Consider the following 20781-nt stretch of genomic DNA (forward strand, 5'->3'; position numbering starts at 1 on the left):
AAACCGACGGGCCCTCGTGCGGCGTCGAACTGAAGGCGATGGTCCTCCCTCTGCGCCGGGATCAGGTACCGCTTCCGGTCAGGTGAGCCAGCTGCCCGCCGCGCACTCGGAGGCGGTGACCCATCGGTGGGACCCGATGCGGTCGTTCACGACCTGCCCGGGCCTGTTGTGGAAGTAGTTGTCCGTGAGGTTGTCGGCCCACTTCTCTCCCGGGGCGAGGCAGACATAGCCGTTCTGGTACTGGTAGTCCTTGTCGTAGTAGAAGGCGACGACGTCCCTACCCCCGACGAACCCGCTGTTCATCACGGAGGACGCCACTATGTTGGCGGGCCTCTGGAACGCGCCGGCGTCATCGCCCCAGCTGCGATCGTCTCCCGGCGTCACGCCGAGAGGCCGATCCCCGTTGCAGCCCCAGTCCACCCAAGCCCGCACATTGCCGTCACGGCCCGGCCATCTCGCCGCGCAGAGGTTGTCGTCCGCCGCCGCGGCGGAGGTGGTCGGTGCCATGAGCCCGAGGGATGCCAGGGCGATGACGATGGCGGCTGCGCCTGATCTGTGCATGACGTACTCCTTGGTGTCTCCGCCTCTGGGTGAGGCATGCGGTTCCACGAACCGTCGTGGAGGTGATGGGTGGTCAGGCCCGGGGGCCGACGATCTTCTTGGCACGGTCGAGCGCTTGGTGCTGCAACCGGAGGTAGGTGTCCAGGGCGTCCCCGTAGCGGTCGCGCAGCTGAGCGACGTAGTGACTCTCGCGCTCCTCGCCGATGGCGCGAAGGCCGGTGTCCCTGGCGCAGGTGGCATCGGTCACGGCGAGCTTCCGCTCGGCCTCGAAGACCTCGGGCTCGGCCGCCCGGTCGGACTGTGCGACCGCCGCCTGACGGGAGGCACCCGGGTCCTTGTAGTCGTAGCCGGACCGCTTCATACACCGCGACCAGGCGTTCTGCGCTGCCGTGAACCGCTGGTCGGCCAGCACCCGGGGCACGTAGAGCGCGCGGAGATGCCCGGCGGTCTTCTCCGTGCGGAACCACTCCCGGGGATCCCCGTACAGCTTCTTCTCGGATTCGGCCACGCAGCCGCCCATCTGTTTGCGCACGCTCCCGCCACCGGGGATCTCGACGGCCATGACGGGCACGTCGACCCCGCCGTCCAGAGCCTCGTCGTAGGCCTGGCGCCGCTTCTCGGAGAGCCGCTTGCGGTAGGCGAGGTTGGGGTTGGCGGCCCGGGCGGCGGCATCCTTGGCCTGGAGGCGGCTGCCGTACCCGTACTTGCGGGCCCAGGCGACATCGTCCAGCACATAGCCGAGCGTGCGGCTTTCCTCCAGGCTGAGCCGCGCGGCCTCCCAGAACTCGAAACCCTGGCGTCTCATGCACGCGCCGATCAGCCGTTGCTGAGCGTCCGAGATGCGCAACTGCTCGGCATCGGTCAGGTGCCGGCCTCCTCCGGCTGACGGAGGTCCCACTTTCGCCGGAGGGTGCTTGGCGCTGTCACAGCCGGTGATGACGGCCGACACAAGGAGCAGGCTGATCACGGCCTTGCGCATGACGTCCTCTCGCGTTGGGTGTGAACGAGGAAGCGGGGAGGGGGAGAGACAGGGGCAGCGGGGAGCGCGTGCGGAGGGATCCTCTGCGAGATCGGGCTGTTCCGGGCTGACAGAGGTGGTGCGCACAGCAACCTAGAGGGCCGCCTGACCCAACGGTCCCTGACAGATGTCAGGGGCCCGCACCGAGACCGATCACCTTCGTGGCCACGACGGGCGGTACGTTGCCGGTGCGTCTCGTTGCAGTGCGTCTCACCGAGTGGCCCGCTGCCCGGGCCTGGGCGAAGCTGCACCGCCTCGTCCTCGACGAACCGGCTTGCGCGCAGACCTGGACTGGTCGTGCTCGGCGATCGCGGTTACCCGCGGCTGGGTGCTCCCCATGAACGGCCCAGGCCCTCACCTCGTGCACCACCTCCACCGACGGAGGAGTCCACCGAGATGTCCCAGCCGATCTCGGCTACGGAATCGGCCGCACCTGGACCTGCTGCAGCAGGCGCTCCCACGTGCCGTCGGCCGACCAGGTCCGATGGCGTTCATCGACGGTCCTCCAGGGGCCGAACCGCTCGGGCAGATCCCGCCACTGCCCGCTGGTCCGCACCCGGTGCAGGATCCCTCGATCACCTGCCGATGATCCCGCCGACGGCCACAACGCCCATTGCTGGGTTTGTCAGTGGCCGAAGGTACGTTGGGCGCATGTCGATATCTGTTGGCCTCAGCCTCGACGTCTCCGGTCTGGGGCAGGGGGCGGAGACGGCGCGGGTCGTCGAGGCACTGACCGCGTTCCTCACCGAGCACGATCTCGAGAGGGACGTGACGGTCGGAGAGGGCGCGTCGTCGGGGCAGGTCTCCGCGTGGAGCGAGTACCCCATCATCGTGACCCGATTCGGCAGTTGGGCCGACAAGATCGAGCAGGCGGCTCACGACACCGTGCGCGCGGTTGCTCCCGCCGCGCAGGTTGACCTCCGGTGGAGTTTCGAGGACGAGGACGACTAGGGCCAGGGCTCTACGAGGCCCGCCGGGCCACGGTGATGATCTCGGGGGCGGCGGGTGTGACCGGCGTCCGTGTCCAGTCGCCGTACTGGTCGGCGACGGTGAGGCCGGCTTCGTGGAGGAAGGCGGACAGGGCGTCGGGGGCGAGGAAGCGGAGGGTGGTGCGGCTGACGGCAGGTGCCGGCCAGCTGTCGCAGGCGTACGTCTCCGTGAAGGTCACCCGGTCTCCGACGCCAGGTCCTTCGACGTCGTGCCATACGCGTACGGCGTCCCCGTCCGCGCCGGTGACCGTGCGGGCCCTTTCGGGCGTCCACGTCTCCCAGGTCCGCGCGGCGGGATTCCGCGTCTCGAACACGAACCGCCCGCCGGGGCGCAGGGCCCGGTGCACGGCGAGCAGCGAGGCCCGCAACTCCTCGTCACACACCAGCACCTGGAACGCATGCCCGGTCATCACGACCAGATCGAACTCCGCGCACCAGTCCCGCGTCCGCAGATCCCCGAGCACCCATTCCACGTCGGTGTCATGCTGCCGCGCCTCCACCAGCATGGCGGCGGCCGGATCGAGCCCCACGAGCCGCCCGTGGTGACCATCGGCACTGGCGCGCCGGAGCAACCGGCCCGTACCGCAGCCGACATCGAGCACCGCGCCGGCGGCACTCACGAGCCCGAGGTAGAAGTCGTCCCCCGGGCCCCAGGGGTTCAGGGTGTCGTACAACGCGGCGAGCACAGGATCCGCGAACGACCGATCGACCACGCGCGGAAGTCTGCCACAACGAACTCGAACACGAGGGAAGGGTGCGGGAGTTGCTGCATCACGTCGAGCTGTGGGTGCCGGACCTCGGGCGTGCGATCACGTCGTGGGGGTGGTTGCTGGAACGGCTGGGCCACGAGCCCCACCAGGACTGGCCGGCCGGCCGCAGTTGGCGCGCGGGGGAGACGTACCTCGTGGTCGAGGAGTCACCGGCACTGCGGGGCGACCGGCACGACCGGCTGCGCCCCGGCCTGAATCACCTGGCCTTCCACGCGCCGGGCGGCCGGGCGGGCCTCGACGCACTGGTCGAGGAGGCGCCGCGGCACGGCTGGAGCCTGCTCTTCCCGGATCGGCATCCCTATGCGGGCGGGCCCGAGCACTACGCCGCCTATCTGGAGAACGGCGACGGCTTCGAGGTGGAGTTGGTGGCGCGCGAGCCCTGACCCCTGACCCCCGAGCCCTGTCGCCGTCGCCCGCTCAGCGGACGACCCGCCCGCGCAGCACGATCCTCCGCGGATGCCGCAGCACACCCGGCTCCACGCGCGGATCCGCGTCGTACACCGTCACGTCGGCAAGCCCGCCCTCCACCAGCCCCGGCAGACCCAGGAAGTCCCGCGCCGTCCAGCTCGCCGCACCCACCGCCACGTCGGTCGGCAGGCCGGCGGCGATGAGGTGTTCGACCTCGGTGGCCACGTTGCCGAAGGGGGCGGAGTCGGTGCCGGCGAGGACACGGACGCCGGCGTCGTGGGCCTCGCGGACCCGGCGGATCATGACGCGGTGGCCTTCGTGCCAGAGGCGCCCGCGGGGGTTGTCCTTGATGTCCGGCACGCGGCGCGCGAACGTCGTGAGGGTGGGGACGTAGACGGTCCCGTGCGTGGCCATCAGCTCGACGCACTCCTCCGGCATGCCCATCCCGTGCTCGATGGAGTCGACGCCGGCCCGCGAGGCGTTCAGCACGCCGCGCGCCGACTGGCAGTGCGCGGCGACCCGCCCCCCGACCGCGTGCACCGCGTCGGTGACGGCACGCAGGATGTCGTACGGCACCGGATCCGACTCGTAGTCCCAGTCGCCCATCAGCTTGCACCAGCCGTCGTGGGTCTTGGTCTGCGCGACGGCGGCGGTGACGAGGTCGTCGGTGACGGTGTGGAAGTCGGCGCTTTTCGACAGTCCCGCCCACGCCAGCCATCGCCCCGCCGTGATCATGCGCGGGGTGTCCGGGGCCTCGCGCACACCCGCGGGGATCTCGCCGAGCAGTCCCGGGAACCGCAACGCCGTCGTCCCCGCGTCCCGGTGCGCGGTGATCTGCTCGGCGAACGCCTCGGGGTCGAAGACGGGTTCGTCCTCGGACGGGGACCCGGGGTGCGTGTGGACGTCGACCAGTCCCGGCAGCAGATAGCCGCCGTCGGCCACAGTCTGCGCCTCGCCGGACGGGCGGTCGAAGGTGATGCGGTCGCCGAGGAGCCAGAGGTCGCGGTGGATGCCGTCCGGGAGGGTGGTGCCGCGCAGGTGGAGAGCCATCTGCCTCAACCTAGGGCATCGGCACGGGAGTTGCCGAGCCCGCCGTACCGTTCTCAGCCTTCGCGACCGTCCCTGCGCGCGAAGGCCGCGAAGGCCTCCGCCTCGGTGGCCCGGGCGTTGAGGAAGTAGTCGGCCCATTCGGCGGCCTGCTCGAAGGCGGAGTCCGCGACGACACGGGCGGCCGAGGCCTCCACGTCCAGCAGCGTGCGCCGCAGCGAGACCCCCGGTCCGAGCAGCGCCCAGTGTGCCCCGAGCCTGCCGTACGGCATCCCGACGCTGCCCGGGTTCACCACGAGCCGGCCGGCGGCGAGGCGGGTGAACGGCATATGGGTGTGGCCGCACACGACGGTGGTGACGGCGGAGTCGACGTCCGCGAAGACCTCCGTCCACCGCTTGGCTCGGGAGTCGACGAGCACGACCTCCTCGTCGTCGCGCGGCGTCGCATGGCAGAAGAGCACCTCGCCGAGGCCGTCCACCGGGAGCGTGAGGGACGTCGGCAACCGCTCGAGGAAGGTGACTTGATCCTCGCGGAGGCTCTCGGCGGCCCACGGCCCGATGGGGTCGGGGATCGAGGTACGCAGTCCGCGCCGGTACTCGACGAGTTCGCGGTCGGCGTTGCCCCGGATCCAGGCCGCCCGCTCTCCCAGGCCCGTCAGGCGGTCCATGACCTGGGCGGGCTGCGGCCCGCAGGCGATGTCTCCGGTGAGCACGATCAGGTCCGCCGCCGCGACCTCCGGTTCCGCCAGCACGGCTTCGAGGGCGGGCAGCACGGCGTGGATGTCGGAGAGCACGGCCACCCGTTTCACCATGGGCTCCAGTATCCGGGGCCCACGGCCGAGAGATGAGGGCCCGTGCGCACCCAAGGGGTGTGCACGGGCCCTCCTTCCCCTGGAACCGGACGCTCATGGGCTCGGGTCAATGGGCCGGTGAAAGTCCGTTCCGGGCACGGCGACTGACGAAAGGGGTGTGTCAGACCGCCGGCTGGGGGTCCTTGGCGAGACGCGGCGCGGGGACCGTGTCGTCCGTCTCCGGGTAGTGGCACGCGGTCAGGTGGCCGGGCTTGTTGCCCTCGACCTGGACCAGCGGCGGGGCCTCGGTCGAGCACTTCTCCGTCGCCTTCCAGCAGCGGGTGCGGAAGCGGCAGCCGGAGGGCGGGTTGATGGGAGAGGGGACATCGCCCTGGAGGCGGATGCGCTCGCGGGGGGTCTCCTCCACCGTCGCCTCGGGCACGGCGGACAGCAGCGCCCGGGTGTACGGGTGGCGCGGGTTGCCGTACAGGTCGTCGCGGTCGGCGATCTCGACGATCTTGCCGAGGTACATGACCGCGACGCGCTGCGAGAAGTGCCGTACGACGGCCAGGTCGTGGGCGATGAAGACGAACGCGATGCCCAGTTCCTGCTGGACCTTCTGCAGCAGGTTCACGACCTGTGCCTGGATGGAGACGTCCAGCGCGGAGACCGGCTCGTCGGCCACGATCAGCTTCGGTTCGAGGGCCAACGCCCGTGCCACGCCGATGCGCTGGCGCTGACCGCCGGAGAACTCGTGCGGGAAGCGGTTGTAGTGCTCCGGGTTCAGGCCGACGATCTCCAGCAGTTCGCGCACGCGCTTCTCGCGGCCGCCCGCCGGGTTGATGTCGTTGATCTCCATCGGGCCGGAGATGATCTTGCCGACCGTCTGGCGCGGGTTCAGGGACGCGTACGGGTCCTGGAAGATCATCTGGATCTCGGAACGGACCGGCGCGAGCTTCTTGCGGCCCGCGTGCGTGATGTCCTGGCCGCGGTACGAGATCTTGCCGCCCGTCGGCTCCAGAAGCCGCGTGATCAGCCGGCCCGTCGTCGACTTGCCGCAGCCCGACTCGCCGACCAGACCGAGGGCCTCGCCCTCGCCCACCTGGAAGTCGAGGCCGTCCACGGCCTTGACGGCTCCGACCGTGCGTTTGATCGGGAAGCCGCCCTTGATCGGGAAGTGCTTGGTCAGACCGCTGACGTCCAGGAGCGGTTGCGCGTTGCTCATGATGGTGAAGTCCCGTCTCGTGTACGTCAGTCAGTGCCGGGATCCGGCGAATTCGGCGAACAGATCCTTGCGCTCCCCCGGCGCCAGGTGGCAGGCGGAGCCCCGGCCGTCCACCACGTCGAGGAGCGGCCGCTCGCTGGAGCACAGCCCGCCCGGGACCTTGTCGGTGAAGGCGCACCGCGGGTGGAAGCGGCAGCCGGTGGGCGGGTTCAGCAGCGATGGAGGCGCGCCCGGGATCGGCGACAGCGGCACGTCGACCGGCCCGTCCAGGCTCGGCATGGAGCTCAGCAGGCCCACGGTGTAGGGGTGCTGCGGGTCGCGCAGCACCTCCTCCTTGGTGCCCCGCTCCACGCACCGGCCGCCGTACATCACCAGCACGTCGTCCGCGATGTCGGCGATGACACCGAGGTCGTGCGTGATGAAGATGATCGCCGTGCCGAACTCCTGCTGCAGGTCCTTGAGCAGGTCCATGATCTGCGCCTGGACGGTCACGTCGAGCGCGGTGGTCGGCTCGTCCGCGATCAGCAGCTCGGGGTCGCAGACCAGCGCCATCGCGATCATCGCGCGCTGGCGCATACCGCCGGAGAACTGGTGCGGGTAGTCGTCCACCCGCATGTCCGGCTGCGGGATCCCGACCCGCCGCAGCATCTCGATCGCCCGCGCCCGGGCCTCCTTCTTGGAGGCACCGGTGTGCTTGCGGTACGTCTCGCCGATCTGCTTACCGATGGTGTGGTACGGCGACAGCGAGGCCAGCGCGTCCTGGAAGATCATGGACATCTTGTTGCCGCGCAGCCGCTCCAGCTCCCGCTCCGAGGCGGTGAGCAGCTCCCTGCCGTCCAGCAGGATCTCGCCGTCGATCTTGGTGCGGAACGGGTCGTGCAGGCCCAGGATCGTCAGGTTGGTGACGGACTTGCCGGATCCCGACTCACCCACGATGCCGAGCGTCTGGCCCTTGGCAAGGTCGAAGGAGAGCCCGTCGACGGCCTTGACGATGCCGTCCTCGGTGGAGAAGTGGACCTGAAGGTCCTTGACGGAGAGGAAGGGCTGCTGATCGGTGCTCGTCACGGGGACGCTCCTGAGGGGGGTGATGCGAGGGGTCGGGAGTGGGGGGCGGAGGTCAGGCGAGCCGGATCCGCGGGTCGATGAGGGCGTAGACGGCGTCCACGATGATGTTGGCGAAGACGATCGCGCCGGCCGCCAGCAGGGTCACACCCAGCAGCATCGGCAGGTCGCTCTGGTCCACGGACTTCACCGCGAGCCGGCCGACGCCCGGGAGGCTGAAGGTCGACTCGGTGATGATGGCACCGCCGATCAGCGTGCCCAGGTCGATGCCGAACACCGTGACGATGGGGCCCATCGCGCCGCGCCAGGCAAACCGGAAGAACACGTTCGACCGGGACAGACCCTTGGCCCGTGCCGTGCGGACGTAGTCCTCGCTGAGTTGCTCCACGAGCTGGGAGCGGGTCATACGCGTGTAGTTGGCCGTGAAGATGATCGCGAGGACCAGCCAGGGCAACAGCAACCCGCCGAACCAGGCGGCCGGGTTCTCGGAGAGCGGGGTCCACTGCGGCTGGTCGAGCCACCCCAGCTGCGCGACGAAGAAGAACATCGCGATGTAGCCGACGAAGTAGATCTGGAGCGAGGAGCCGAGCAGCGAGGCGGAGCTGGCGAACTTGTCCAGGAACTTGCCCTGCTTGAGCGCCGCGAGCATGCCCGCGCCGATACCGAGGATCAGGAAGACGACGGCCGCGCCGAAGGCGAGCGAGAGGGTCGTCGGCAGACGGTCCATGATCGTGTCGAAGACGGGCTCGCGGTTGGCGAAGGAGTACCCGAGGCAGGGTGCGTTGCAGAAGTCGTAGTTGGCGTAGTCGCGCCCGACGAAGACGCCGACCAGCCACAGCCAGTACTGCACCGGGATCGGCTTGTCGATGCCCAGGTTCTGCCGGATCTGCGCCAGGTTCTCGGGCGTGCAGTTCTTGCCGCAGGACATCATCGCGGGGTCACGCGGCACGGCGTAGAAGAGCCAGAATGTGATGGCGCTGATGATCAGCAGAATGACCAGCGCGCCGATGACTCGGCGGACAAGGAAGCGGAACATGAGGCGTGACTTTCCGGACGGGGCGCCGTCGCCGGGGGGAAGTAGAGGGGGGTGGGCCGCAGGGGCGGCCACGTGGAGTGGCCGCCCCCAAGGGGTCGAGCTCGCTTACTTCTTGGCGTAGAGCTTGGTGAGCGCGACGCAGGTGTTGCCGCCGTCCCAGATGACGTTGCCGACCTTGGAGCCGTACAGGTAGTTCCGGATCTTGTGGTAGTCCGGGACGACCGCGGCCAGCTCCATGATCATCTTGTCGACGTTGCCCCAGGCCTTGTTGGCCTCATCCACGTCCGCGATCTTGCCCGCGGCGTCGATGGCCTTGTTGACGCTCGGGTCGTTCAGCTGGGCGTAGTTGCTGCGGCCGTCACCGATGTTCTTGCCGCTCCAGCACGGGTAGAACTGCGAGTAACCGCCCGGCCAGTCCGGGCTCCAGCCGGCGGCGAACAGGTCGAAGTCGTTGTCGATCTTGCCGATCTGGGTGTAGAACGTCGACTTGTCGACCTGCTTGTTGACGACCTGGAAGCCGGCCGCCTCCAGCGCGTTCTTGATGGCGACGGCGGTCTTCACCGCGGTGTCCGACTGCTGGTAGGCGATGACCAGCTTGTAGCCGAGCTTGCCGGCTTCCTTCAGGAGGGCCTTGGCCTTCTCGGGGTCGCCGCCCGGCTTCTTGTCGACGCCGTACAGGTCGAACTTGGTGTAACCGGGCGTCACCGGGGCGAAGATCGTGGTGGCGATCTCCTGGGACGCGGCACCGCCGCCGATGGTCTGGAGCTGCTGGTGCGGCCAGGCGTGGTTGATGGCCTGACGGACCTTGAGGTCCTTGACCCGGGTCATGTTGATCGGCCAGTAGTAGGTGACCGTGTCGACCGCGGTGAGGACGCGCTTCTTCAGCTCGGGCTTGGTGAGGGCCTGGGCGAGGCGCTCGGGAGCGACCTCGTTGAAGATCGGCACCGCGTACTGGTCGTTGCCCTGGTCCGCGATCCAGCGGTCGGTCGACGCCACCAGCTCGTAGCCCATCTGGAAGACGAACTTGTCCGGGTAGGCGTTGCGGATCGGGTCCGTCTTCGGGTCCCAGTGCTCGTTGCGCACGAAGGTCATCGACTTGCCGATGCTACGGCTCTCGATCTTGTACGGGCCGCAGGAGACCGGCTTCTTGTCGTACTTCTCCTTGGTGTCGCCCTTCTTGGGCACCAGGGAGTAACCACGCATCGCGAGCGTGTAGTTGAAGTCGACGCGGGCTTCCTTGAGACGGAAGGTGATGGTCTTGCCGTCGATCTCGATGGAGTCGAGGCTCTTGCCGTCGTACGGGCCGTCGTACTTGTCGCCGCCCTCCAGGAACTCCTGGACGTAGATCGGGCCCTCGGTGATGAAGCTCGCGAAGAGGCGCTCGAAGGTGTGGCGGACGTCGTCCATGGAGAGGTCGGCGCCGTCCTCCCACTTGATGCCGTCCTTGATGGTGAAGGACCAGGTCTTGCCGCCGTCCTTCATCGTGCCGGCGTCGGTCGCGGCGTCGCCGACCAGGGTGGCCCCGCCCTTGTCGTCCAGCTTGTAGCCGGTCAGACCGCGCATGATCGGGACGGTGATGGCGCCCTCGGTCGAGACGTAGATCTGCGCCGGGTCCATGTGGTCCATGTCGAACTGCTGGAGCGAGTAGATCGTCCCGCCCGTCACCGCGCCCTTGACCTCGGGGGCCGGGCCGGTCGAGTCGGCCTTGGTCCCCACGGGGATCTCGGTGGTCTTGGAGCCGGTGACTTTGGGGGCCTGGTCCTGCGAGCCGCCCTCGCTGCCGCTGCTGCAGGCGCTCAGCACCGAGGTCGACGCCGCGGCCACGCCGGTGGCGATCAGGAAGTTTCTACGCGAGAAGGACATCGCATCCTGCCTTGAAGTGGGTTGATGAGAGAGATCCGGCACCCGGCGACTTCGCCGTGGTCCTGAAATGAGCCGGAGTCAGCGCTTGGACTTCGGGTCGAGTGCGTCACGCACCGAGTCACCGAGGAGGTTGAACGCGAGCACGAAGATCACCATGGACATGCCCGGGAAGAGCATGAAGGTGAGGTCCTCCGTGTAGAACTGGGCGCCTCGCTGGATCATGACGCCCCAGTCCGGTGTCGGGTCGATCATGCCGACACCCAGGAAGGCGAGACCCGCCTCAGCGGTGACGAAGGCCGGGAGCATCAGCGTGGACTGAATGATGATCGGAGTCCACAGGTTGGGCAGCAGCTCCTTGAAGACGATACGCCGCGGTGACGCGCCCGTGACCTTGGCCGCTTCGACGAACTCTCGCTCGCGCAGGCCGAGTACCTGGCCGCGCAGCAGTCGGGCGATGGAGGCCCAGCCGAAGGCGGAGAGCACGATGATCAGGCCGGCGGCGCGCAGCCACGTCGGGATGTTCTCGTCGGGGGCGACGAAGAGCCCGTACACGACCGGCATGAAGGCGATGAAGAAGAGGGTGGACGGGAACGACAGCAGGATGTCGATGACCCGGCCCACGAAGTAGTCCGTCCTGCCGCCGAGATAGCCCGCGGTGACGCCGATGACCACGCCGAGGACGACGGTGAGCAAGGTGGCCGCGACGGCGATGCCCAGTGAGGTGCGGATCGCGTAGAGCAGGAAGGTGAAGACGTCACGCCCGAGCTGCGGCTCCACACCGAACCAGAACTCCGAGCTGATGCCGCCGTTCGGACCCGCCGGGTACGCGAAGGCGTTCAGCAGCTCAGGCTGCTGGCTCGCGTACGTCGTGTACGGATCCTTCCCGTACAGCTTCGCAATGAGCGGAGCGGCGAGCGCGATCACGAAGAAGAAGATCACGATGTACGCCGATATGACGCCCGTGTGGTCCCGCTTGAAGCGGGTCCACGCCAGCCGTCCCGGCGAGCGGCTTTCGTTGCCCTTAGGGGTGGAGGGCGAAGGCGACTTGTCGATGCTTTCGTCAGTCGCCTCAAGCGGGGCAGCCGCGGATGGAGTTGGGGGGGTCATGGTGCTCCTGGCCCAAGGGAGGGTCTGATGACTCCGCAGGGCACGCTCCCCTACGGGCTACGCCGGACTTTTTCAACGCAATTCATTCAAGGTCAATAAATTCTCGGCCGACTTGGTTGTCTCTTTACGTTCTTTACCCTGTCTTGACCATTCCGTAGCTACGCGGGTAGCGCAACGTGATTGAGTTGTGCCTTGACTCGGACTAACTGGACCAATCGGGCAACGAGTTCGATATGCGGACGCTCCTGTGTCGAAATGTGTACATCCAGCGGTCGTAATCCAACGGTTCGGCATCGGATGGTGGAGATCCATTGCGTCATAAATCGAAGATCCATTGGGCCGGATGAAAGAAGTCCGTTTCGTCGCCCGCGTGGACGTCGCACGGGCGTCGTACGGACCCCCGCGGATGCCCCGTGGGTGTGGCCCGAGCTCCGGCATCCGGACGGTCTGTTGCTCCATTGGCCGGAGTCCGTGTGCGATATGTGCCTTTTCGCTCGATATTGGCCCGTAACGGATCAGTACCAGAGGAGGCACTCCATGCGTGGAGCCACGTTCGCCGGACGGGCCGCATGTGCGATGGCGGTCGCGCTCGTGGCGACGGCCTGTGGAGGCGGGGGTGACAGCGGAGCCGGCGGCGAGGTGCTGAGCTCGTCGTGGACCGACCCGCAGAACCCGCTTGAGCCCGCCAACACCAATGAGGTGCAGGGCGGCAAGGTGCTCTCCATGATCTTCCGGGGCCTGAAGCAGTACAACCCGAAGACCGGCGAGGCCGAGGACATGCTCGCCGAGCGGATCGAGACCACCGACTCGCGCACCTACACGATCACCGTCAAGGACGGCTGGACCTTCAGCGACGGCGAGAAGGTCACGGCCAAGTCCTTCGTGGACGCCTGGAACTACGGGGCGAGCCTGAAGAACAACCAGAAGAACGCCTACTTCTTCAGCTACATCGACGGCTACGACAAGGTCCATCCCGCCAAGGGCGAGCAGAGCGCCGACACCATGTCCGGGCTGAAGGTGCTCGACGACAGGACGTTCACCGTCCGGCTCAGCCAGAAGTTCTCCAGCTTCCCCGACACCCTCGGCTACAACGCCTTCGTCCCGCTGCCGCGCGCCTTCTACGACGACCACGCCGGCTGGCTCGCCAAGCCCGTCGGCAACGGCCCGTACACCGTGGCGTCGTACACCAAGGGCTCCGAGATGAGCCTCACGAGGTGGGACGCGTACCCGGGTCCGGACGCGGCCCTGAACGGTGGCGTCACCCTCAAGGTCTACACGGACAACAACACGGCCTACACCGACCTGATGGCCGGCAACCTCGACCTCGTCGACGACGTACCGGCCCAGCAGCTGAAGAACGTCCGCAGCGACCTCGGCGACCGCTACCTCAACACCCCGGCCGGCATCATCCAGACCCTGGCGTTCCCTCACTACGACAAGGCCTGGAACAAGCCCGGCTCGGTCAAGGTCCGCCAGGGGCTGTCCCGGGCGATCGACCGCGAGCAGATCACCAAGACCATCTTCCAGGGGACCCGTACGCCCGCGACCGACTGGACCTCACCCGTCCTGGGCGCGGAGGGCGGTTACAAGGAGGGGCTGTGCGGTGAGTGGTGCCAGTACGACGCGGCCGCCGCGAAGAAGCTGATCGAGGAAGGCGGCGGGCTGCCCGGCGGGCAGGTGAAGATCACGTACAACGCGGACACCGGTTCCCACAAGCTGTGGGTGGACGCCGTCTGCAACTCCATCAACAACGCCCTGGGCAACGACCGGGCCTGCGTCGGCAACCCGATCGGCACCTTCGCCGACTTCCGCAGCAAGAGCACGACCCAGAAGCTCTCCGGGCCCTTCCGGGCGGGCTGGCAGATGGACTATCCCCTCACCCAGAACTTCCTCCAGCCGCTCTACTACACCAACGCCTCCTCCAACGACGGCAAGTGGTCGAGCAAGGAGTTCGACAAGCTCGTCGACGAGGCGAACGCCGAGACGGACCCCGCGAAGGCCGTGGAGATGTTCCAGAAGGCCGAGGAGGTCGTCCGGGACAACATGGCGGCCATCCCGCTCTGGTACCAGAACGGCAGCGCCGGCTGGTCGCAGCGGCTGTCGAACGTGGCCCTCAACCCGTTCAGCGTCCCCGTCTACAACGAGATCAAGGTCGGCTGAGCCCGTCATGGGGCGGTACGTCGTCCGGCGCCTGGTGCAGATGGTCCCGGTGTTCATCGGGGCCACCCTGCTGATCTTCCTCATGGTCAACGTGATGGGCGACCCCGTCGCGGGCCTGTGCGGCGACCGGCAGTGCGACGCGGCGACGGCGGCTCAGCTGAGGAAGGAGTTCGGCCTCGACAAGCCCGTGTGGCAGCAGTACCTGACCTACATGGGGAACGTCTTCACCGGAGACTTCGGTACGGCGTTCAACGGCCAGGAAGTCACCGAGCTGATGTCGACGGCCTTCCCGGTCACCATCCGGCTCACGATCGTCGCGATCCTCTTCGAGGTCCTCATCGGCGTCACGCTGGGCGTCGTCACCGGCCTGCGGCGGGGCCGCCCCGTCGACTCCGGCGTCCTGCTCCTGACCCTCGTCGTGATCTCCGTCCCCACCTTCGTCACCGGCCTGCTGCTCCAACTGCTGCTCGGTGTGGAGTGGGGCTGGATCCGCCCGTCGGTCTCCTCCCAGGCCCCCTTCGGCGAGCTGCTGATCCCGGGCCTCGTCCTCGCCTCGGTCTCCCTGGCGTACGTCACCCGGCTGACCCGCACCTCGATCGCGGAGAACCGGCGCTCCGACTACGTCCGTACAGCGATCGCCAAGGGCTTGCCGAGGCACCGAGTGGTCACCCGGCATCTGCTCCGCAACTCCCTCATCCCCGTCGTCACCTTCATCGGCGCCGACATCGGCTTCCTCATGGGCGGCGCGATCGTCACCGAGCGGATCTTCAACATCCACGGCGTCGGCTACCAGCTCTACCAGGGCATCCTGCGCCAGAACACGCAGACCGTCGTCGGCTTCGTGACGGTCCTCGTCCTCGTCTTCCTCGTCTGCAACCTGGTCGTCGACCTGCTGTACGCCGTACTCGACCCGAGGATCCGCTATGCCTGAGCAGCCGTTCCAGTCCGAGGGGGCGATCGCCGGCAGCGGCGCGGGCGGTGCGATGGAGCTGGCCGCGGGCGAGGCGCAGACGCTGGAGCCGCGGCCGCCGGTCGGGCCGGCACCGCGAGGTCCGCAGGGCACGGGACCGCCGGGGCCGGATCCATCAACGGCCCCGGCGGCCTCGGCGGACGACCGTCCGCGCAGCCTCTGGTCCGACGCCCGGCAGGACCTGTGCCGCAACCCCGTCTTCATCGTCTCCGGCCTGATCATCCTGTTCCTGCTCTTCATCTCCCTGTGGCCCTCGGCGATCGCCTCCGGCAGCCCCCTCACCTGCGACCTCGCCAAGGCCCAGCAGGGTTCCGCGCCCGGCCATCCCTTCGGCTACGACGGCCAGGGCTGCGACGTCTACACACGCACGGTCTACGGCGCCCGCACGTCCGTCGCGGTCGGCGTCTGCGCCACGCTCGGGGTCGCGGTCCTCGGCTCGGTGCTCGGGGCGCTGGCCGGCTTCTTCGGTGGCCTGTGGGACTCGTTCCTCTCCCGCATCACCGACGTCTTCTTCGCCATCCCGGTGATCCTCGGGGGCCTGGTCCTGCTGTCCGTGGTCACCAGCAACTCCATCTGGCCGGTCATCGGCTTCATCGTGCTGCTCGGCTGGCCGCAGATCTCCCGCATCGCGCGCGGCGCCGTCATCACCGCCAAACAGCACGACTACGTCCAGGCCGCCCGTGCCCTCGGCGCCTCCAACTCCCGCATCCTGCTGCGCCACATCGCGCCCAACGCCATCGCTCCGGTGATCGTGGTCGCGACCATCGCCCTGGGCACGTACATCGCCCTGGAGGCGACCCTGTCCTACCTGGGCGTCGGGCTGAAACCCCCGAGCGTCTCCTGGGGCATCGACATCTCGGCCGCCTCCCCCTACATCCGCAACGCCCCCCACGCCCTCCTGTGGCCCTCCGGCGCCCTCGCCATCACGGTCCTGGCCTTCATCATGCTGGGCGACGCAGTCCGCGACGCCCTAGACCCGAAGCTGCGGTGAGGGCGCGGTGGCGGTTGCGACGAGGGAGGCGGCCCTGCGAGGCGCCCGCGGTCGCAGGACGCCCGCCGGGGCGGCACCTCCTCCGACCCCCAGCCCTCTCGGCGAAGCCACCCGCAACGTCCCAACCGAAAGTGAGGTGAACCGACGGCATGCTGCTCGAAGTGCGTGATCTGCACGTGGAGTTCCGGACGCGGGACGGAGTCGCCAAGGCGGTCAACGGGGTGAGTTACGGCGTGGACGCGGGGGAGACGCTTGCCGTGCTCGGGGAGTCCGGGTCCGGGAAGTCGGTGACCGCGCAGGCGGTGATGGGGATTCTCGACATGCCGCCCGGGAGGATCACCGGGGGCGAGATCCTCTTCCAGGGGCGGGACCTGCTGAAGCTGAAGGAAGAGCAGCGGCGCAAGGTCCGCGGCGCCGAGATGGCGATGATCTTCCAGGACGCCCTGTCGTCGCTGAACCCCGTACTGACCGTCGGCGACCAGCTCGGCGAGATGTTCGTGGTGCACCGCGGCATGTCGAGGAAGGACGCGCGGGTGAAGGCTGTGGAGCTCATGGACCGGGTGCGCATCCCGGCCGCGCGCGAGCGCGTCAAGCAGTACCCGCACCAGTTCTCCGGCGGCATGCGCCAGCGCATCATGATCGCGATGGCCCTCGCCCTCGAACCCGCGCTCATCATCGCCGACGAGCCCACCACTGCCCTCGACGTCACCGTCCAGGCCCAGGTCATGGACCTGCTGGCGGAGCTCCAGCGCGAGTACCGCATGGGCCTGATCCTCATCACCCACGACCTCGGCGTCGTCGCGGACGTCGCGGACCGGATCGCCGTGATGTACGCGGGCCGCATCGTGGAGTCGGCACCCGTGCACGACATCTACAAGGCGCCCGGCCACCCGTACACGAGGGGCCTGCTGGAGTCGATCCCGCGCCTGGACCAGAAGGGCCAGGAGCTCTACGCCATCAAGGGCCTGCCCCCCAACCTCATGAACATCCCGCAGGGCTGCGCCTTCAACCCCCGCTGCCCGATGGCCCGCGACATGTGCCGCACCGACGTGCCCGAGCTGTACGAGGTCTCCGACGTACGGGGCAGCGCCTGCCACTTCTGGAGGGAGTGCCTGGATGGCTAGTTCCGCGCCGGCCGAGCCGATTCTGGAGGTGAGCGGCCTTGTCAAGCACTACCCGCTCACCCAGGGCATCCTCTTCAGGAAACAGGTCGGCGCGGTCAAGGCCGTCGACGGCGTCGACTTCACCCTCCACCGCGGCGAAACCCTCGGCATCGTCGGCGAGTCCGGCTGCGGCAAGTCGACGGTCGCCAGGATGCTGGTCAACCTGGAACGGCCGACGGCCGGTTCGATCAAGTACAAGGGCGAGGACATCACGGGACTGTCCGGCCGCGCCCTCAAGGCCGTACGCCGCAACATCCAGATGGTCTTCCAGGACCCGTACACCTCCCTCAACCCCCGCATGACGGTGGGCGACATCATCGGGGAGCCGTACGACATCCACCCCGAGGTGGCCCCGAAGGGCGACCGCCGCGGCCGGGTGCGGGACCTGCTGGAGGTGGTCGGCCTCAACCCCGAGCACATCAACCGCTACCCGCACCAGTTCTCCGGCGGCCAGCGCCAACGCATCGGCATCGCACGGGGGCTGGCGCTGCGCCCCGAGGTGATCGTCGCCGACGAACCCGTCTCCGCGCTGGACGTCTCGGTCCAGGCCCAGGTCATCAACCTGATGGACCGCCTGCAGAACGAGTTCGACCTCTCCTACGTCTTCATCGCCCACGACCTGTCGATCGTGCGGCACATCTCGGACCGGGTCGGGGTGATGTACCTCGGACGGATCGTGGAGATCGGCAGGGACGCCGAGATCTACGATCACCCCACGCACCCCTACACCCAGGCGCTGCTCTCCGCGGTCCCCGTACCCGACCCGGAGGCCCGTGAACACCGGGCGCGCATCATCCTCGCGGGCGACGTCCCGTCCCCGACGAACGTCCCGTCCGGCTGCCGCTTCCGCACCCGCTGCTGGAAGGCGGAGGAACGCTGCGCCGAGCAGGTGCCGGCGCTCGCGGTGCCGTCCCGGCTGCGGGACCCGAGCGGGCCCGAGGCGCACGACTCGGCGTGCCATTTCGCGGCGGCGCAAGGCAACGGGCCGGGGTGACATGGCGCACCCCGGCCCGTTTACGGCACCCGCACGGCCGTACGCTGTACAGCCTCCACCGTCCGTATATCGGTACCGCTTCGGTGAAGTTGCCTCGGTGTTAACGCAGTTCGGGCGCCTTTGAGCCGCTATGCCAGGGACCGCTGCAGGAAGTCCAGCTGAAGCAGCAGCAGGTTCTCCGCGACCGCTTCCTGCGGGGTCATGTGCGTGACGCCGGACAGCGGCAGCACCTCGTGCGGACGGCCCGCGGCGAGCAGGGCCGAGGACAGGCGCAGGGAGTGGGCGACGACCACGTTGTCGTCCGCGAGGCCGTGGACGATCATCATCGGGCGGTGTGGTTCGGCCGGGTCCACCAGGCCCGCGTCGTCGATCAGGGAGTTGCGGCGGTAGACCTCCGGCTGCTCGTCGGGGTGTCCGACGTACCGCTCCTGGTAGTGGGTGTCGTACAGGCGCAGATCGGTGACCGGTGCGCCGACCACCGCCGCGTGGAAGACGTCCGGGCGCCGCAGCGCCGCGAGCCCCGCCAGGTAGCCGCCGAAGGACCAGCCCCGGATGGCCACGCGGGTCAGATCGAGCGGGAACCGCTCGGCGAGCGCGTGCAGCGCGTCGACCTGGTCCTGCACCACGATCGCCGCGATGTCGTCCTTGATGGCCTTCTCCCACGCGGGCGAGCGCCCCGGCGTACCGCGCCCGTCCGCGACGATCACCGCGAACCCCTGGTCGGCGAACCACTGCGAGGTGAGGTACGCGTTGTGCGCGGCGACCACCCGGGAGGCGTGCGGACCACCGTAGGGATCCAGCAAAACCGGCAGCGGGGTGTCACCGGCGTAGTCCCGAGGCATAAGCACGGCGCACGGGATGCGGCGTGCGCCCCCTTCGGTGAGGGTCACGCGCGGGGTCAAACCGGGATCTTCGGCATGCGACCCGACCGTCGCCGCGGGCTTCCCGTACCGCAGCACCTGGACCCGAGCCCCGGGCCGGCCAAGGGTGTGCGAGGCCAACACCGTCACGCCCCCGGCGCGCACCGCCGAGTGCACGCCCGGCTCCTGTGAAACGCGCTCCACCCCGAGCTCGTTCACCCGGTACACATGCACTTCGCCGATCTCGGGAACGGCCGCGGCCTCGCCCGCCGACGCCGAGATCAGCACGTCGTCGGACGTGACGTCCAGCACCGCGCGGACGTGCAACTGCGGTCCGGTCAACGGGCGTTCGCCCACCGTGAGGACGCGTGCGCCGCCCTCGTCGGCGATGCGCACGAGATGCCCGGCAGGGCTCCAGCAGGGGACCCCAGGGAAAAGATCCAGCCATTGTGGATCTTCGTCCGCGTGCACCATCCGGGTCGCCCCCGTCGCCGGGTCCACGGCCAGGAACAGCTGGCTGCGCTGGTCGCGCGCCTGTACGAGCAGCAGCGGTGCACCCGCCGCTGACCAGTGCACTCGCGCCAGATACGGGTACCGCGTCCGGTCCCAGGAGACCTCCGTACGCACCCCGTCCAGGCCGATCACGAACAGCCGCACGTCCGCGTTCGGCGTTCCCGCCGCCGGATACGCCACCCGCTGCGGCTCGCGCTCCGGACGCGCCGGATCGGAGATCCACCACCGGCGCACCGGCGTGTCGTCCGCCCGCGCCACCAGCAGCAGGTCCGACTCCGGGCCCCACCAAAAGCCCCGGTGGCGCCCCATCTCCTCGGCGGCGATGAACTCCGCGAGGCCGTAGGTCACACCGTCCGACTCCGGCTCGGCGAGCGCGCGGTCGCCCTCGCCCTCGGCGCCCACCACCCGCAGGGCGCCCTGCGCGACGTACGCGATGTGCCGCCCGTCGGGGGAGGGGCGCGGGTCGATCACCGGCCCGGGGACCGGGAGTTCACGTGCCGTACCGGCTCGCAGTTCGGCCGTGAAAAGCCGTCCTGACAAGGCGAAAGACGCCAACTCGACGGCCGCGTCGGTGGCGTGGGAGACGATGCCGGCGCCGCCCTCCCGGCTGCGCTCACGGCGTGCCCGTTCCTCGGGCGAGAGGTCCTCCGAGGCGCCGCCCAGGAGGGCGCGCGGGTCGGCCGCCACGCGCTCCCCGCCGTCCGTCGTGTCGAGCACCCACAGCGAACTCGCCGGATCCGTACCGGAGGTGGAGCGCAGGAACACGACACGGGAACCGTCGGGCGCCACCGTGAATGCGCGCGGTGCGCCGAACGTGAACCTCTGGGTGCGGGCGTGCCGTCGGGGGAAGGACACAGGCTCGGTCGTCATGCCCTGACCATATTGGCCAGTGCGCCCCCTTGTGCGGCTGTGCGCCGATCGATGCGCACGGACGGATAGTTATGATCACAAGCGCATAGTGGGTATGAACCTGCTGGCTGCTGCATGGATTTATCTGCCCCCATAGTCCGACCCCCGCGCCTGGGATTCTTGGAGGTGAGCCGCCGTGGCACTCTCGATTTCGGCGGTGGTGCTGCTGGCGATCGTCGTCTTCCTGCTGGTCAAGAAATCAGGGCTGAAGGCGGGCCATGCCGTGGTCTGCATGCTGCTCGGCTTCTACCTGGCGTCCTCGACCGTCGCTCCCACCATCAGTGAGCTGACGACGAACATCGCGGGCATGATCGGCAGCATCAAGTTCTGAGCCGTGCCGGGCA

General features: G+C 68.7%; 19 protein-coding genes and 2 pseudogenes. 9 read left to right on the forward strand and 12 right to left on the reverse strand.

What is annotated here, in order from left to right:
- Positions 1–78: 78 nt before the first annotated feature.
- Both AB5J55_RS27540 and AB5J55_RS27545 read right to left on the reverse strand, forming a co-directional pair.
- Positions 79–561 carry a hypothetical protein gene (locus AB5J55_RS27540; protein ID WP_369273206.1) on the reverse strand — a complete coding sequence of 161 codons (483 nt, stop codon included), beginning with the start codon at positions 559–561 and terminating at the stop codon, positions 79–81.
- A 73-nt stretch (positions 562–634) separates the two neighbouring features.
- Positions 635–1540, reverse strand: coding sequence for a hypothetical protein (locus AB5J55_RS27545; protein WP_369273207.1), 906 nt, complete (start codon positions 1538–1540; stop codon positions 635–637).
- Positions 1541–1785: 245 nt separating this feature from the next.
- Here AB5J55_RS27545 and AB5J55_RS27550 point away from each other — a divergent pair.
- Positions 1786–1889: pseudogene (locus tag AB5J55_RS27550) on the forward strand (IS5/IS1182 family transposase); the annotation flags it as partial.
- 123 nt (positions 1890–2012) lie between these two features.
- On the opposite strand, the pseudogene AB5J55_RS27555 reads toward AB5J55_RS27550, so the two are convergent.
- A pseudogene (locus tag AB5J55_RS27555) lies at positions 2013–2173 on the reverse strand (transposase); the annotation flags it as partial.
- Positions 2174–2230: 57 nt separating this feature from the next.
- On the opposite strand from AB5J55_RS27555, the gene AB5J55_RS27560 reads away from it, so the two are divergent.
- Complete coding sequence (locus tag AB5J55_RS27560; protein WP_369276494.1) at positions 2231–2530, forward strand: hypothetical protein; 300 nt, start codon at positions 2231–2233, stop codon at positions 2528–2530.
- A 10-nt stretch (positions 2531–2540) separates the two neighbouring features.
- Here the strand turns inward: AB5J55_RS27560 and AB5J55_RS27565 are convergent, their stop codons facing one another.
- Complete coding sequence (locus AB5J55_RS27565; RefSeq protein WP_369273208.1) at positions 2541–3281, reverse strand: trans-aconitate 2-methyltransferase; 741 nt, start codon at positions 3279–3281, stop codon at positions 2541–2543.
- Positions 3282–3331: 50 nt separating this feature from the next.
- Between AB5J55_RS27565 and AB5J55_RS27570 the strand changes: the two genes are divergently transcribed.
- Positions 3332–3721: a VOC family protein gene (locus AB5J55_RS27570; protein WP_369273209.1), complete on the forward strand. Its 390-nt coding sequence runs from the start codon at positions 3332–3334 to the stop codon at positions 3719–3721.
- Between the two features lie 34 nt (positions 3722–3755).
- Here the strand turns inward: AB5J55_RS27570 and AB5J55_RS27575 are convergent, their stop codons facing one another.
- From AB5J55_RS27575 to AB5J55_RS27605, 7 genes are all read right to left on the reverse strand, one after another.
- Complete coding sequence (locus tag AB5J55_RS27575) at positions 3756–4796, reverse strand: amidohydrolase family protein (RefSeq protein ID WP_369273210.1); 1041 nt, start codon at positions 4794–4796, stop codon at positions 3756–3758.
- Positions 4797–4849: 53 nt separating this feature from the next.
- Positions 4850–5605, reverse strand: a complete 756-nt coding sequence (locus tag AB5J55_RS27580; protein WP_369273211.1) for a metallophosphoesterase — start codon at positions 5603–5605, stop codon at positions 4850–4852.
- Positions 5606–5765: 160 nt separating this feature from the next.
- Positions 5766–6809 (reverse strand): ABC transporter ATP-binding protein, encoded by a 1044-nt coding sequence (locus tag AB5J55_RS27585; RefSeq protein ID WP_369273212.1) that lies wholly within the window; start codon positions 6807–6809, stop codon positions 5766–5768.
- A gap of 30 nt (positions 6810–6839) precedes the next feature.
- Positions 6840–7874: an ABC transporter ATP-binding protein gene (locus AB5J55_RS27590; RefSeq protein ID WP_369273213.1), complete on the reverse strand. Its 1035-nt coding sequence runs from the start codon at positions 7872–7874 to the stop codon at positions 6840–6842.
- A gap of 52 nt (positions 7875–7926) precedes the next feature.
- Positions 7927–8907 (reverse strand): ABC transporter permease, encoded by a 981-nt coding sequence (locus AB5J55_RS27595; protein WP_363034853.1) that lies wholly within the window; start codon positions 8905–8907, stop codon positions 7927–7929.
- Positions 8908–9012: 105 nt separating this feature from the next.
- Positions 9013–10770, reverse strand: coding sequence for an ABC transporter substrate-binding protein (locus AB5J55_RS27600; RefSeq protein ID WP_369273214.1), 1758 nt, complete (start codon positions 10768–10770; stop codon positions 9013–9015).
- A gap of 78 nt (positions 10771–10848) precedes the next feature.
- Positions 10849–11877: an ABC transporter permease gene (locus AB5J55_RS27605; protein WP_369273215.1), complete on the reverse strand. Its 1029-nt coding sequence runs from the start codon at positions 11875–11877 to the stop codon at positions 10849–10851.
- 537 nt (positions 11878–12414) lie between these two features.
- On the opposite strand from AB5J55_RS27605, the gene AB5J55_RS27610 reads away from it, so the two are divergent.
- The 5 genes from AB5J55_RS27610 to AB5J55_RS27630 all read left to right on the forward strand — a co-directional run bounded on the left by AB5J55_RS27610 (position 12415) and on the right by AB5J55_RS27630 (position 18155).
- Complete coding sequence (locus AB5J55_RS27610; protein WP_369273216.1) at positions 12415–14037, forward strand: ABC transporter substrate-binding protein; 1623 nt, start codon at positions 12415–12417, stop codon at positions 14035–14037.
- Positions 14038–14044: 7 nt separating this feature from the next.
- Positions 14045–14968 (forward strand): ABC transporter permease, encoded by a 924-nt coding sequence (locus AB5J55_RS27615; RefSeq protein ID WP_369273217.1) that lies wholly within the window; start codon positions 14045–14047, stop codon positions 14966–14968.
- Positions 14961–15998 carry an ABC transporter permease gene (locus AB5J55_RS27620; RefSeq protein ID WP_369273218.1) on the forward strand — a complete coding sequence of 346 codons (1038 nt, stop codon included), beginning with the start codon at positions 14961–14963 and terminating at the stop codon, positions 15996–15998. The genes AB5J55_RS27615 and AB5J55_RS27620 overlap by 8 nt, the downstream gene beginning before the upstream one ends.
- 149 nt (positions 15999–16147) lie before the next feature.
- Positions 16148–17122, forward strand: coding sequence for an ABC transporter ATP-binding protein (locus AB5J55_RS27625; RefSeq protein WP_369273219.1), 975 nt, complete (start codon positions 16148–16150; stop codon positions 17120–17122).
- Positions 17115–18155: an ABC transporter ATP-binding protein gene (locus tag AB5J55_RS27630; protein ID WP_369273220.1), complete on the forward strand. Its 1041-nt coding sequence runs from the start codon at positions 17115–17117 to the stop codon at positions 18153–18155. Before AB5J55_RS27625 ends, AB5J55_RS27630 begins: the two co-directional genes overlap by 8 nt.
- A gap of 128 nt (positions 18156–18283) precedes the next feature.
- Here AB5J55_RS27630 and AB5J55_RS27635 read toward each other — a convergent pair whose 3' ends face one another.
- Positions 18284–20398 carry a prolyl oligopeptidase family serine peptidase gene (locus AB5J55_RS27635; RefSeq protein WP_369273221.1) on the reverse strand — a complete coding sequence of 705 codons (2115 nt, stop codon included), beginning with the start codon at positions 20396–20398 and terminating at the stop codon, positions 18284–18286.
- A 175-nt stretch (positions 20399–20573) separates the two neighbouring features.
- On the opposite strand from AB5J55_RS27635, the gene AB5J55_RS27640 reads away from it, so the two are divergent.
- On the forward strand, positions 20574–20768 hold the full coding sequence (locus AB5J55_RS27640; RefSeq protein ID WP_328423806.1) for a hypothetical protein: 195 nt from the start codon (positions 20574–20576) through the stop codon (positions 20766–20768).
- Positions 20769–20781: the final 13 nt, after the last annotated feature.

Source organism: Streptomyces sp. R11 (assembly GCF_041051905.1).
Lineage (GTDB): Bacteria > Actinomycetota > Actinomycetes > Streptomycetales > Streptomycetaceae > Streptomyces.

Coding starts and splice junctions, on each gene's coding strand:
- AB5J55_RS27600 (WP_369273214.1), bottom strand. CDS start 10,770: ATGTCCTTCTCGCGTAGAAACTTCCTGATCGCCACCGGCGTGGCCGCG.
- AB5J55_RS27605 (WP_369273215.1), bottom strand. CDS start 11,877: ATGACCCCCCCAACTCCATCCGCGGCTGCCCCGCTTGAGGCGACTGAC.
- AB5J55_RS27635 (WP_369273221.1), bottom strand. CDS start 20,398: ATGACGACCGAGCCTGTGTCCTTCCCCCGACGGCACGCCCGCACCCAG.
- AB5J55_RS27580 (WP_369273211.1), bottom strand. CDS start 5,605: ATGGTGAAACGGGTGGCCGTGCTCTCCGACATCCACGCCGTGCTGCCC.
- AB5J55_RS27560 (WP_369276494.1), top strand. CDS start 2,231: ATGTCGATATCTGTTGGCCTCAGCCTCGACGTCTCCGGTCTGGGGCAG.
- AB5J55_RS27630 (WP_369273220.1), top strand. CDS start 17,115: ATGGCTAGTTCCGCGCCGGCCGAGCCGATTCTGGAGGTGAGCGGCCTT.
- AB5J55_RS27540 (WP_369273206.1), bottom strand. CDS start 561: ATGCACAGATCAGGCGCAGCCGCCATCGTCATCGCCCTGGCATCCCTC.
- AB5J55_RS27610 (WP_369273216.1), top strand. CDS start 12,415: ATGCGTGGAGCCACGTTCGCCGGACGGGCCGCATGTGCGATGGCGGTC.
- AB5J55_RS27545 (WP_369273207.1), bottom strand. CDS start 1,540: ATGCGCAAGGCCGTGATCAGCCTGCTCCTTGTGTCGGCCGTCATCACC.
- AB5J55_RS27625 (WP_369273219.1), top strand. CDS start 16,148: ATGCTGCTCGAAGTGCGTGATCTGCACGTGGAGTTCCGGACGCGGGAC.
- AB5J55_RS27575 (WP_369273210.1), bottom strand. CDS start 4,796: ATGGCTCTCCACCTGCGCGGCACCACCCTCCCGGACGGCATCCACCGC.
- AB5J55_RS27595 (WP_363034853.1), bottom strand. CDS start 8,907: ATGTTCCGCTTCCTTGTCCGCCGAGTCATCGGCGCGCTGGTCATTCTG.
- AB5J55_RS27615 (WP_369273217.1), top strand. CDS start 14,045: ATGGGGCGGTACGTCGTCCGGCGCCTGGTGCAGATGGTCCCGGTGTTC.
- AB5J55_RS27620 (WP_369273218.1), top strand. CDS start 14,961: ATGCCTGAGCAGCCGTTCCAGTCCGAGGGGGCGATCGCCGGCAGCGGC.
- AB5J55_RS27585 (WP_369273212.1), bottom strand. CDS start 6,809: ATGAGCAACGCGCAACCGCTCCTGGACGTCAGCGGTCTGACCAAGCAC.